This window comes from Micromonospora trifolii (assembly GCF_022229005.1).
GTDB lineage: Bacteria > Actinomycetota > Actinomycetes > Mycobacteriales > Micromonosporaceae > Micromonospora > Micromonospora trifolii.
On the sequence record NZ_JAKKFD010000044.1, the window covers coordinates 285421 to 298588 of the forward strand.

Genomic DNA, 13168 nt, shown 5'->3' on the forward strand with positions numbered 1-13168 from the left:
GCCGCTAGTTCACTATCTTGTCCTTGGGGCTGTCGGAGACGTAGACGGCCCGCGCCTACCGGAGTTCAGGGCGTGTATTGCGACAGGTCGAGCAGATCTTTCGGCAGCGCGTCCACGAGTGCCGGCTCGCCCGTTCCCGAGTACATGAAGGTCAGGCATCTCCGTGCCCGTGTGACGAGTACGTACAGACTCATCCGCATGTGGTCACTGGTGATGTCACCGGGAACAGTTTGGAGTTCGGGGACGATCACCGAGTCGAATTCGAGGCCCTTCACGCTCTGCCAGGTGATCAGCTTGATGCCGGGTCCGCTGAAGGCAGGGTCTGAAAGCGCCGCCCCGGCACGCTGTGTACTGACATAGCCCTGCAACGGGTTGAGGGTGCGGTGGTCGAGTTGGTGGCGGTAGTAGAACAGGTCCCTGCCGCGGTGCAGGATCACCCCGATCGTCTCGTTCGGGTGCTGCTTCTCCTGGAGAAGCAGGTGCTCGGCCACGTCAGCCTTGTGCGGCACCCTGATCAGGCGGGGTACGGGACCGTCCGGCAGTGCGTCGGTGGTGCTGCCGCCGGGGCGGAAATGGTCGGCGAGGTCGCGAATCGGTCGGCTGTTGCGCACGGTACCTGGGAGTGCCACTGGTGGGTTGGTCCGTGCCGCGGCGGCGATCTCCCGCACGGTGCTCTGGCGGAGTCCGATGCGTTGGTTCTCGTCGGCGAACACGGTCACGGACGAGGACAGGGCGCCGATGGCGAGGTAGAAGGCGGCCGGCATGTCCTGGCCCTCGTCGACCACGAAGTACGGCCGTGACTCCATGGCCGGTGGGTCGCTGATGATTGTCGTCAGGCAGGCCATCCAGTCGATGTCGTACCGTTCAAGCGTCGGTGGGCTCCGCCGGTAGTGCTTCTGCCAGAAGGCGTGCAGCCATTTGTGGTAGGTCGTTGCGACATCAGCGGCGCCGATCTGTGCCACTGCGGCGCGTGTGTAGGCGGACAGCACTTTGCTGTACATGAGCATCACGGTCGGTCTGCCCGACCGGTGCAGGGCCGCTGCCCGGTAGATCGCCGTGATCGTCTTGCCTGCCCCCGGGCTACCGGTGACGAGGTGTGATTCCTCGAACGGTAGGGCGAGGACCTCCCGTTGGGCGGGGCTGAGGTCGAGCAGCGGTGGCAGTAGCAGTGTCACGTCGTGCCCGCCTGTACGGCGATGAGCTCGGCGAGAGGGTCACGCATGAAGCCGTACTCGTCGTCGATCACGAGAGTCCGGTCCAGCAGGACATTGCCCATCGTGCAGCTCGTTTCGGAGACCAACGTGCAGGCGTGGCAGGCGGCCATCGACAGGCCGGAAGGGCCCTGGGATTTCGACTCTCGGCACACCGGGTCGAGGGAGCACCACCGGGCGGCGGCGAGAGTGGCGGCGATGGTCGTGACGAGCCGTCCCGCCTCGCCGGAGCGGGCGAGTCCACCGAGGGTGCCTTCGGCATCGCCGGCGGCGGTGTAGATCAGTACCCCGGCCATCGGGGTGTCGGAGTCCGGTGTGCTGGCATAGATGCGTTCGCGCAGCGACGAGGAGGGGTAGCCGGCGTCGAAGGCCAGCTGGCGCATCAGAAGATGGGCGACGGTATGCAGCAGGACCAGCCGCGGCGTGGGGCTGCTCTCGATCCATCTGGCGTGCATGCTGCCGGCAAAACGTTTGTGGAGCGTGGCCGCGCGTCGCACCACGGGAGCCTGCAGTTCCCACCGTCGGAGGTTCTCCTCGTCGAAGACGAGGAAGATACCCTCCCCGTATACCTCTACCGCCGGTAGGGAGGTGCTGCGCGTTCCCAGGTGGGCGGGGATGCGGATGTCCATGGTGTGGCGACGAAAGCCACGCAGGACCCGGACCTCGCGTAGGCGGTCGACCAGGACGATGTCGGAGATGGCCGTTCTCATCCGGTCGACGACCGGATCCAACCGGCCGTGGCCCGTGGATGCCGGGAAGGGCGTGTGCCGGGTGATGAACCGGTCGTCCGGATGGTGTCCTGCGCGCGGGTTGGTCAGTGCCTGCCATTCGCGCTCGGCCAGGTCCTCGGAGCCTTCGGAACCGGCGTCGGCGCCCGTGGTGCCGAGGCGGTCGTTCAGGATGGCGATGACCTGTCTCTCGTTGACGTTCTCCTGCTCGGCGATGAAGCTGATCAGCTGCTCACGCATCGGGCCGTCGGGGTCCGTGTGGAGTAGGGCGAAGTACGGGTTCTGTTCGACCCGGGCAGCCGTACCGCCCCAGGTGACCCAATCGGAGTCGGGGGGCAGGTCGATTGCGGACCCGGTGTCGGGGAAGTAGACGCTCGATGCACCCCGTTGCAGGACCACGGGCGCTTGATCGCAGCTCACCGCCTCGGTGTCACGCTGCCAGGGCTGCCGCCCCCGGCAGCGGAAGTTGATGCGACCGAGTGCGTGGGGCGACGTGAGGTCGGCGAGGTTCCTGCCGGCCCGGCAGGTCCGGCACCGGACCCGCAGTGATTCCAGTCCGCCACCCACGCTCGTCAGGTGCTCGAACTGCAGCTCGGCGCGTCCGCACTGGCGTTGCTCACGTCCCTGCCCGCCCCCGGAGTGGGCCCACTGTATCCAGGGCACGTCGTCGAGGTGGCCGTTGCCGCAGACCGCGACGAACCTCATCGGCACGAGCTGGGGGCTGCGGCCGCAGTGCTGGCAGCGGGGGATCCTGCCTGGCTGTTCCTGGCCGACGCTCCAGCGGGTCATCGTGCGGCAGGTGCCGCAGAACAGCCATTGCGGGAACCGGTAGTAGGGCAGCCTGCCGTCGCGGGGCGCCGGGGGTAGGCGTAGTTCCTCGGCACCGAAGTGGGCTGCGATGCGCGGGGCGGCCAGGGTCATCCGCCGTCCTTTCCACCGCGTGACGTCCTCGGCGACGAAGGATTCACCGAGCATGTCCACGATCGCGCCGACGCCGAACGGGGAGAGGGCCTGCATGCGTCGTAGCCGGCGGTCCGTCACTGTCCCTCACCCCGCACCAGCACGCGGGCATCGGTGTCGACGTTGCGCATCGAGTCCAGTGTCGGCCATCCCGGTCCGGGCATGTCGAACTTCCTCAGCAGCTGGATGCGTTCGCGTCCTCCCCCGGTATAGGTGAGGCCTCCGAGCGGATGGGCGCGGTCGACGAGCCCGGCCCAGTGTTCCTCGAGTTGTTCGATGTGCCGGGCGACGTTGGCGGCCTCGTCCGGATCCGCTGCGCGGGCGCGGGCGATGAACTCCTCCACCAGGGTCCGCCAGGCGGGATCCTTCGGGTCGAACGCGGCGGCGGCGCGGTCGTCACGCCAGGTGTGTACGTGGCGGGCGAGGATGACCAGTCCCGCGTGCAGCGCGCGGGTGCGTGCCGGCACCGAGAACGGTGTCACGGAGGTGGGTTCGACAACCCGGTAGAGGGAGGTGTGGTACGGGATGAACGACTCGTAGTGCGAGCGGTCGCGGGGTTTGGACGGCGAGTAGAGGGTGACCACCAACCCGGGTTGGCGACGCCCGACCCGGCTTGTGGCCTGGATGTACTCGGCGGTGGTTTTCGGCTGACCGACGACCAGCATGATGCCCAGTCGGGGGACGTCGACACCGACGGAGATCATGTTCGTGCTGGGCACGAACGACACCGCGCCGGGCTGCCCACGCTCGTTGAACAGCCGCTGCAGATGCCGGGGGATGTCCGCCGGCGGGATGTTGCTGGTCAGTTCCATGATTTCGGCGTCGTCAAGGTCGCGTCGGTCGTCCTCGGCAGCCGCGATGACGCCCAGACGGGCAGGGATGTCGTCGTGCGCCAGGGTGACGGTCTTGCCGAGTTCCCGCAGACTGTTGTGGTAGGCGATCAGGGTCCAGTAGGCGTCGGCGGCCTGCGGTCCGAGCGGCAGCTCGACGGGGGCGTTGAGCATTGCCGCGGAGAGGTGGACCATCGCGGTGAGAGGTGTGTGTCCCTGCGGCATGACGCCGGCGTAGAGCCGGCCGGGTCGGCCGGGGTCCGTTCGGACGAAGTAGGAGTCCTCGGCGTCGAGGCCGGAGGGCGGGAAAAGGGCGATGGGCCGTCCGAAGACACCACGGGACTGGGCATCGGCGCGACGGATGGTGGCGGTGGAGGCGACGATCTTCGGGCGGGTGCCGTGGTGCGCCATCGCCACGTCGAAGGCAGCCTCGTAGAGCCCGACGATGGTGCCGAGCGGCCCGGAGATGAGGTGGAACTCGTCCTGGATGATCAGCGCGGGACCGGGATCGGCGCCGGTGCCGATGAACACCCCCGCGCGCGGTTCGCGGGTGAATCGGGCGAATTTGTCCACGGTGGCGACCAGCAGCGTCGGGGGGTCGCTGTAGAGCGCGTCGTCGACGGACGAGACCGGCAGGGACGTGTGGAAGTCGCAGTCGACGTTGGGGCAGTGGATCCGGAAGCTGTTGTTGTCCGCGTGTACTCCCCAGGCGTCGTCCGGTGCGCTGCCGGTCGGAAGGATGTGGGTGCCGCACCAGGGACAGCGTTCGACCTGGAAGCTCTTGGTCGTCGGTTCACGGTTGCGGATCGTCTGGAGGAGGTCGACGGCGTCGGCGAAGTTGTTGGGGCTGTTGTTGCCGCCGACCCAGATGCCGATGGAGACCGCCCGCGTTCCCAGTTCCTCCGGGCGTTGCTGTCGGAGGAGTTCGCAGGCGCAGATCAAGGTGGCCGCCCGCTGGAACTGTTGGGCGGTCAGCAGCCGCAGGGTGTAGCGGGTGATGACGGTGGTCCCGGCGCCGGCGTCGCCGAGGGTAAGGCGTCGGTGGAAGACGGTGAAGGCAACCAGACCGAGGTACGCCTCGGTCTTCCCGCCGCCGGTGGGGAACCAGATCAGGTCGACGAGATCACGGTCGTCGTGCTCGGTGTCGACGATGGAGGGCAGGGACAGGAGGACGAACGCCAGTTGGAAGGGTCGCCAGCTGCGGTGCGGGTCGTCGTAGTCGGGCGTGGCGGGGAGGCGGTCGGTCCAGGCGCGACCGGTGCCGGCGAACCGGGGTCCGCTTCGGATCATCTGCATCAGCATGGCCCTGTTCGCCAGGACGAAGGCGCGTCGGGCGGTGGGGTCCTGTTCGAGCAGGTGCACACCTTCGCGCATCCGGGCCCGGGCGCGGTCGACGCGTTGCAGGAGCCGGTCGGCGGCCGCCACGAGGGGTTCGGCCATGTCGTCGCGGCGGGTGCGGGTCTGCTGCGCCCACTGGTCGTAGCTGTCAACGAAGGCGTGCAGCCGGCTGAGGACTCCTGCCGGGTCCTGTTCGAGCCCGGTGAGGTAGTTCAGGCTCAGTGCCTCCTGGTCGCCCGGCAGTTCGAAGGCGACGTCGGGGACGACGTGGCTGGGTAGGAAGGTCGTCTGCACCGACGTGGCGCTGTCACCCGCCGCCTGCCAGCTCGCAGCGGTGCCGTGGCCGAGGGCGAAGACGGGGATCTTCCGGTAGAGCAGCGCGAGTTCCTCTTCCTCGGGGTCGGAATGGAGTCGCAGCGTCGACGGGTACGGGGCGATGTCACCCTCGACCGGGCTGCACCGCAGTGTCACCTGCAGCAGGCAGTCGGACGGATCCAACCTCCCGTGCTCCGACAGTTTCCGTTGGTTGACGAGGGAGACGGTGACCAGGACGCCGTCGCCGAACTCCCGCCAGACGATGGCCACGGAGGCGTCGCCGTCGAACAGGTCGTGTGTGGTCTGAACGCCGGCGGTCGGGGGCTCGGCATACAGGGCGGCGCTGCCGGTGGCGGCCAGTGGCTGACGTCGCCACTTCTGCCGGTCCTCGCGGACGTAGCGTGCGGCTGTGACTTCGATCCGCAGGGTTGACCGTGTGCTGGTGACGAAGCTCAGTCCGACCGAGCTCGGCAGCAGTTGTCCGGCCAGGGCCACCGGGTCCTCGTCGCTGTCGGTCTCGTCGGTGGATCCGGCAGCTGGAGCGTCGTCGACGATGTCGTCGTCGTTCGCGTCGAGGGACGCCTCGCCGGGGAACAGGATGCCGGCCAGGTACCGGCGGTCGGGCCGCTCGGTGAGGACCTCGTCCTCCCCGGTCCAGGGGCCGACGAGCTGCCGGCGAAGGTAGTCCAGGACGAGACTGCGGTCGTCGGATCCGCTGGGTGGGGGTGTGGTGGTCACCGGTCGTCCTCCTGCTGGTGGATCTGTCCTCCGGTGGCCATCCAGAGTCCGACCCTCGCGCGTGTCATTCCCACGTACAGGTTGCGGATCCGGCCGGGATCAGCCGGGCCGACGTCGCCCAGGAGGATGAACCGGCTCTCGAGGCCCTTGAAGTCCTCGACCTTCGCGAAGGCGATCCGGCCCCTGGCGGGTCGTCGTAGCGTGTGCAGATCCAGTACGTCGATGCGGTGCCGCCAGCGGGCCGGCAGATCCGCGAACAGGGACTCCTGCAGGGGCAACGGGGACAACAGGATGATGTCCGTGTTCGGAATTCCGTTGTCGTGAAGCCGGTCGAGCTCGGCGGCGGCTGCCGCGGCCCGGCGGGAGCGGTCGGGCTCATCGACCACCGTCACGTCGGGCCCTTCGCCGGCTGATGAGACACCCGTGTCCGCCCCGGTCATCTGCTGGGTCGACGTCACGATCTGTCGGGTGTTGCGGCAGTTGTCCTGCAACACCAGGTTGGCCGGCCGGAGGGACCTCAGATAGTCCAGGGCCTCGTCGTCGCAGGAGCCGACCAGCCCACGTTGGTTGTTGCTGTCGAGCAGCAGGTACCAACTGCCGTCACTGAGGCCGCCGACGAGCCGGTTGTCCAGGCACGACAGGTCGGTGAAGTTGACCATGTCCTGCGCCTCGTCGACCACGATGACGTCGAAGTGGGTGTCGTTGCCGGCCATGAGATTGGCGAGGGGGACGACATGCACGTCCTGCATTCCGGGTTGGTGCCGCACGAACCCGGCGACCACCTGGCTGCGGCAGGTGAACAGGGTCCGCTTGCCGCTCGCGGCGGATCTGCGGGCCAGTTCGGCCGCGAGCATCGTCTTGCCCGTGCCGGCCCCGCCCTCCACGAGGAGCCGTGGGTTGGTTGCCCACTGGTCGAGCGTGCGGTACTGGCCCGCGGTGAGGGCGACGAGGTCGGCTTCCGCATCCGTGACGATCTGACGCAGGGTGGGGACGGCGTCGAAGTCGGGCCGCAGGGCCTGCAGGACCTCCCGTAGGAGTGGTTCGTCGAGCGTGGCCTGACGCCCTCCGGGCTTGGCCCGCCAGTAGTCCGCCATGCGACCCAGGCTGCGTTGCAGTCCATCGGTGCGGTCGAGTTGTCTGCGGTCGATCAGGGTCTCCTCGTCCCACTCGACCGAGGTCTGCTCGGGTATCTGGCAGTCAGGGAAGACGACAGCGAAGCCGATGGGGATGTTGCGCATCGTGTCACGGCCGAGGCGCTCCTCGAGGCGGCGCTGCAGGGTGAACATGGCGCTGGTCGCCTGCGCGAAGGGGCTCTCCTTGCGCCGGCGTTCCTGGCCGGTGCGGTCGCGGTAGGTCCAGACGCCGTTGGTGCAGCCGACGTAGCCGCCCTTGACCTCGATCACGTACACACCGCGGCGTCCGGCCAGGACGAAGTCGATCTCGCTGACGCGTTTCCAGACGTGTGCAGGCAGATTGAGGCTGTGCAGAGCGAAGCTCCAACCGGCCTCCACGAGTTTGAGGCGTCGGTAGATCTCGGCCTCGGCGGCGCTCTTCATCAACGGGGAGATCGGGTCAGGAACCATCTGCACCCGCTGGATTGTGCACGATGACAGGGCTTCGCGTCGTACCTCTGCGTGGTCGCCGGGGTCCACAATGGTGGGCGTGACGTCTTCACCCGACCAAGAGGTTGTCCAACTGTGCGTGCAACTGCTAATGGCGCATGTCCGGGACGCAACGGTCGGGGACTGGGAGATCGACAGCGTTCTCGAGCTGGCCGGGGACACCCGCGCGGCGGTACGACAGCAGGTCGTCGAGGGGATGGCCGCGCGGGGTGTGGTCGTCATCGCCGCGGCGGAAGACGACGGGCGTGACGGTCGCGGGCCGGCCGGCGTCATCGACCCTGCCCGGGCGGAACGTTCGATCGCCGACGCCCGGAGGCTGCTGCGCAGGGACAGGGTCTCGTCGCGGCCCTGGAACCGGGTGCTGACGGCGTCCGAGGAGGTCGGCCTGGCGCTCCTGCTGCGCGGGGATCAGTACCGGCCGCACGAACAGGTCCCGCACGGCTTCCGCGCAGGTCTCGACGTCTCGGACGAGCGGGCGCGGGCCTTCGACGCGATGGTGCTGCACAACCGGCGGCTCGTGATGTCGGTTGCCGGCGGTCACCTGGGACACGGTCTGGAGAGTGAGGATCTGGACCAGCATGGCGTCGTCGGCCTGATGCGGGCGGTCGAGCGGTTCGATCCCACCCGTGGTCTGAAGTTCTCCACCTACGCGGTCTGGTGGATCCGTCAGGCTCTGACGAGGGCGGTGGCCAATGAGAGCCGGTTGATTCGTCTCCCGGTGCACAAGTGGGATCAGGTACGTCGGGTGGTGGCGAGCCGGAACCGGCTGTTGACCCGGTCCGGCACGGCGGCCGTGTCGGAAATCTGTCACGAGCTCGGATTGGACCCGGGGACGGTACTGGAATGCCTGAGGCTGCATGCCGGGGTGGTGTCGTTGGATCTGCTCATCGGGGACGGCAACGCGGCGCTGGCCGATTTTGTGACCGCGGCCGACGACACTCTCAGACCCGATGTGGTGACGTTGCGTCAGGAGACGTTGACCATCCTCCGCGCCTCACTGGCTGATCTCCCCGTGCGCTCGGCGGCGATCCTGACCTTGCGGGCCGGCGTCGGCACCGGCGTGCCCATGACTCTCGAGGAAATCGGACGGCGGCTCGGGATCACCCGCGAACGCGTCCGTCAGTTGGAGAAGAAGGCACTGCCGCAGCTCCGCGAGCGGATGACGGCACGTCTGGGCGGCGAACCGTCGAGGGACGATGATCTCGTGCACTGATGACCAGGCTGCTCGGGCGTCGGGGCGGCACCCGTCCCACGACGCCAACCCGTGCGCGCCGAACAGCACCGACGTGCGTCCCGTCCGACGATCTGTCGAGGCCCAACGGGTCGGCACCGTCCACCACAACCATCCTTCCCAAACGGGAAAGACCGGACAGGGCACGCGAAGTACTAGAAACCGGCGCAGTGTGAAGCGTCAGGGTCGGCGACATGGCCCCGAAGGCCCCCTCCAGTCCTGAACTGCCGCCGCCCGGCAGCGCGGGTTGGGGTACGTTGTCGGCGATGACGCGACGCCCCACCGCTCTCAACGCCACCGTGTCGGCGCAGATGAGCCGGATGCCGCGGACGCGGACGAAACCTGAGATGTCGCTGCGACGGGAACTGCACCGACGAGGGCTACGGTTCAGGGTGAACCATCCCCGGCTTCCCGGCCGACCGGACATCGCTTTCACACGGGCACGACTGGCGGTGTTCGTCGACGGCTGTTTCTGGCACCTGTGCCCCCAGCACGCGGTACTGCCGAAGAACAACGCCACGTGGTGGCGGGAGAAACTGCACCGTAACGTGCAGCGTGACCGTGAAAAGGACGAGGCTTTGGCAGCACTCGGTTGGACGGTGCTGCACGTCTGGGAACACGAGGACCCCATGGCAGTGGCGGAAATCGTCGAACAACTCTGGCGGGAACGGTGCCGATCGGACGCCACAGCATGGCCGGTCACGTGAGGCAGGGTGGGTGTGGCATCCTGGTCCTCACGGACGACGTGAGCGGAGGTGCCCATGCCGGGTAGAGCGTGGTACGACGTGGCGCCCTCAGCCGCACGGCTGACCGGATCGCTGCGGGATATCGGTTATGAGTTCCCGACCGCGGTGGCGGACATCGTCGACAACAGCGTCGCGGCAGGGGCCACCCGCATCGACGTGACCGTCGAGTTCGACGGGGAGGACTCCCGCGTCGTGATCGCCGACGACGGTGACGGCATGTCGGCCGGCCAGCTGACAGAGGCTCTGCGGTTCGGCACGAGGCGTTCGTACCGGCGCGGTGAACTGGGTCGCTACGGTCTCGGCCTCAAGACCGCCTCATTGTCCCAGTGCCGGATGCTCACCGTGATCAGCCGCAGCAGCCGATCGGTGGCACGGATGAGCGCCCGGCAGCTGGACCTCGACCTTGTGGAGGAATGGGACCAGTGGGTCGTGGTGGACCCGTCCCCGCAGGATCCGGTGGTCCGCAGCGCCCGGCAGGGGCTGGCCGAAGGGACCGGCACCGTGGTCGTGTGGCAGGCGCTCGATCGCGTACTGCCGGAGAAACGCCCGTCGGGCGGTTGGGCCCGACGGCGTCTGGAGACCCTGGCGGCGCGGACATCGGATCATCTCAGCATGGTTTTCCACCGTTTCCTGGAAGGATCCGATGGACTCGCGCCACTGGTGATGTCGGTGAACGGGCAGAAACTGCGCCCGTGGAACCCGTTCGCTCCGCAGGAGCCGCACACCTCTGAGCTGCCCCGGCAGCAGTTCGAGATCGAGATGGCCGGCGGTGTGGGGCTGGTTCACCTCCGGCGGTTCGTTCTGCCGCCGCGTGACCGTTTCACCTCAGCCGCGGAATTCGAACGGCACTCGGGCCCGCTGAACTGGAACCGGCAGCAGGGTCTGTACGTGTACCGGGCCAACCGGCTGGTGCAGTGGGGCGGGTGGGGTGGGATCCGCGGTATCGACGAGCACACGAAGCTGGCCAGGGCAGCGCTGGATTTCGACAACGACCTCGACACCGCATTCAACATCAACGTCGCCAAGATGCGCGTGAGTCTGCCGGCCCAGTTGCGCCAGATCCTGGAGGCGCCGGTCAATGAACTGTGTGTCCTGGCCAATGACGCCTACCGCAGGGCCCCGCGGGGTTCGGTGCGGCCCGTGCCGGCGGACGTCAACGCGTCACCTGAGGTGCGTGCCGCCACCCACGCGGCCGCCACCGCCGGCCTCGCTCTGCGGATGGCCGCCATGCAGGCAGATCAGTGGGTGGCGTGGGAACGCATCGAGGAGACTCTGCGCGCCCAGTCGCCGGAGGTGGCGCAGCTGCTCGGACTGGACCGGTGACCGGGACCGACGGGGTCAGAACAGCTGAGGCCGGTCGATACGCGCCCCCGCGCACTTCTTGACCAGCGGACATTCCTGGCACAACGGCTCCGCCGGCCGGCAGAGTGTGTTCGCGAGTTCGATCAGGCCCAGGTGGGCGGCGCGGGCGTCGCTGTCGATACCGATCATGCGGGCGACCTCCAGCCGGCCGTCGGTGAGGCGGTTACGCCGGTCGACGGGATGACCGCTGAAGCGGGCGGCCACCCGCAACACACCCTTGGTGACGAGAACGGGCTCTTCCGACTCGTCCTCGGTGCCCGCGGGAACGACAAGCACCGCCAGGTCGGCAATGGACTCGTGGAGACCGGGCACCCGCCGCAACGCGTCGTCGTCGCGCAGTACCCGGGGATCATCAGCGAGTTGCCGGGCGAGCTCCACCACCGTTCCGGCCCGGTTCGCCCGGGAGATGAACCCGCCGGTGCGGCGCAGGTTCTCCTCCGCCGCCACCGTGTCCTGCGGCTGGCGCCACGTCCGCAGCAGGACCCAGACCTGGCGCATCACATCCGGGTGGGCGCGATCGAGAAGGATCTCCGCCTGCAGGACCTGCCACCGTGTTTCCGCGCGCAGCCATGGGATGCCGCTGACCTGGCCCGAGGCGAACCAGCCCGCGAGCGTCGAGGCGACCTCCCGCGTCGACACATGTGCCGGGCGGGGATTGTCGAGCGCCCGTCGCGCAGCCCGGGACAGGTGTTCACCGAGCAACGGGGGTACCGCGTTGCCGATCTGTTTGAACGCGGCCGACGGCGGACCGGCGAAACGGAACCAGTCGGGGAAGGTCTGCAACCGGGCTGCCTCCCGCACGGTGATCGTGCGGTTCTGCCGGGGGTGGATGTACCAGTAGCCGTCCTTGGCGATGTGCGCCGTGATGGTGCGCGACAGGTCGTTCTCGTCCAGACGTTTGTACTTGTCGTCGAAGATGTCGTCGCGGTACCGCTTGACGTCGTCCGGTAGGTCCGAATACCGGGTCGTCGGGCCCATCATCTCGAACGCCCGCAGGTCGTCCTCGCGCACCGGGCGGGTGATGTGGTCGAAGACCCGGTGCGCATCCGGTTGCGGCATCCCTTCGCGCATACGCTGCTGGAAACCTGTCACGGGAGCGTCGTAGGGGGTCCAACCCTCCGCTCCCCCTTCCGGACGCCAGCCGCCCTCCACCTCCGGCAGGTCGCCGATCGCGTTCCACACGGTGACCCGCTCGGGCTGTTCCTGCGGCCAGTCGAACGCGAGGCCGTCGCGGAGGCCGACCAGGATGAGCCGTTGACGGAACTGTGGGACGCCGTACCGGAAGGTGTCCACCGCCTTCTCCTCCACCGCGTAGCCGAGGGATTCCAGCTCGTGCACCATGGTCCGGAGGATGAACATCTCCTTGTCCAGTGCCATGTCCGTCACGTTCTCCATCAGCACCGCCGGCGGCCGGGCCAGCCGGATGACCTCAAGGAACGACCGCCAGAGGTCACGCCGCTCGTCGTACGGATCACGCAGACCGTGGCGCACCTTGTGGCGGATCATCGACCGGCCCGCCTTGGAGAACGGCTGACACGGGGGCCCGCCGGCGAGCAGCTCGACGCCCGCTAGGCGCACGAGGTCGGCGACCTCCCGGATGCGGGCCGGGTCACCCAGGTCCCAGTCCACGCTCAGACCACCGTGGTGGTGCCGGTGGGTCTCGACCGCTTCCGGGTAGTGGTCCACCGCGAGGATGACCCGGTACCCGGCGTTCTGCATCCCGAGACTCAGACCGCCCGCCCCGCTGAACAGATCGGCGGCCAACCGGAACCCGTCCTTGCGGGCTTCCTGGGCGTACCGCAGCAGGTGCTCGCCGTCGGTGACGGCGTCGGCATGGGGCGCCAGCTGCACGAAGGGTCCCCGCACCAGCCTGACCTGGTACTTACCGCGACGGGCGGTGGGATCGGGTGCGGTGGGTTCGGCATCGGCGCGGTCGGTCACGTGCACGAACGTTACCGGTGACGGCGGCCGCAGCCCAGCACGCCCCGACGGGGACGCCAACGTCGCAGCGCGCTCCCTCACCGGGGCCGGAGGGCCCGGCACCCACGTCCGGCGTGATGTCCCATCGCTCCGGCCTCACCGACCCG

The 13168-nt window shown here is 68.3% G+C and carries 8 protein-coding genes; 3 read left to right on the forward strand and 5 right to left on the reverse strand.

Going from position 1 to position 13168, the window contains the following annotated elements; genetic code table 11:
• Positions 1 to 65: 65 nt before the first annotated feature.
• From NIE79_RS26015 to NIE79_RS26030, 4 genes are read right to left on the reverse strand one after another with little or no spacing between them, the layout of a single operon-like run.
• Entirely contained in the window at positions 66 to 1175 is a 1110-nt protein-coding gene (locus NIE79_RS26015) for an AAA family ATPase (protein WP_238681054.1), read from the reverse strand.
• Positions 1172 to 2956, reverse strand: a complete 1785-nt coding sequence (drmB, locus tag NIE79_RS26020) for an MrfA Zn-binding domain-containing protein (RefSeq protein WP_238681055.1) — start codon at positions 2954 to 2956, stop codon at positions 1172 to 1174. The genes NIE79_RS26015 and drmB overlap by 4 nt, the downstream gene beginning before the upstream one ends.
• 20 nt (positions 2957 to 2976) lie before the next feature.
• Entirely contained in the window at positions 2977 to 6120 is a 3144-nt protein-coding gene (locus tag NIE79_RS26025) for a helicase-related protein (protein WP_238681056.1), read from the reverse strand.
• Complete coding sequence (locus NIE79_RS26030) at positions 6117 to 7703, reverse strand: nuclease-related domain-containing DEAD/DEAH box helicase (RefSeq protein WP_238681176.1); 1587 nt, start codon at positions 7701 to 7703, stop codon at positions 6117 to 6119. The genes NIE79_RS26025 and NIE79_RS26030 overlap by 4 nt, the downstream gene beginning before the upstream one ends.
• A gap of 79 nt (positions 7704 to 7782) precedes the next feature.
• Here NIE79_RS26030 and NIE79_RS34100 point away from each other — a divergent pair, with 79 nt between their 5' ends.
• The 3 genes from NIE79_RS34100 (at position 7783) to NIE79_RS26045 (ending at position 11042) form a co-directional block, all read left to right on the forward strand.
• Positions 7783 to 8955: a sigma-70 family RNA polymerase sigma factor gene (locus NIE79_RS34100; protein ID WP_238681057.1), complete on the forward strand. Its 1173-nt coding sequence runs from the start codon at positions 7783 to 7785 to the stop codon at positions 8953 to 8955.
• 284 nt (positions 8956 to 9239) lie between these two features.
• Complete coding sequence (locus tag NIE79_RS26040) at positions 9240 to 9680, forward strand: very short patch repair endonuclease (protein ID WP_274524626.1); 441 nt, start codon at positions 9240 to 9242, stop codon at positions 9678 to 9680.
• A gap of 54 nt (positions 9681 to 9734) precedes the next feature.
• Positions 9735 to 11042 (forward strand): ATP-binding protein, encoded by a 1308-nt coding sequence (locus NIE79_RS26045; protein ID WP_238681058.1) that lies wholly within the window; start codon positions 9735 to 9737, stop codon positions 11040 to 11042.
• 15 nt (positions 11043 to 11057) lie between these two features.
• Here NIE79_RS26045 and NIE79_RS26050 read toward each other — a convergent pair whose 3' ends face one another.
• Entirely contained in the window at positions 11058 to 13022 is a 1965-nt protein-coding gene (locus tag NIE79_RS26050; protein ID WP_238681059.1) for a DNA cytosine methyltransferase, read from the reverse strand.
• Positions 13023 to 13168: the final 146 nt, after the last annotated feature.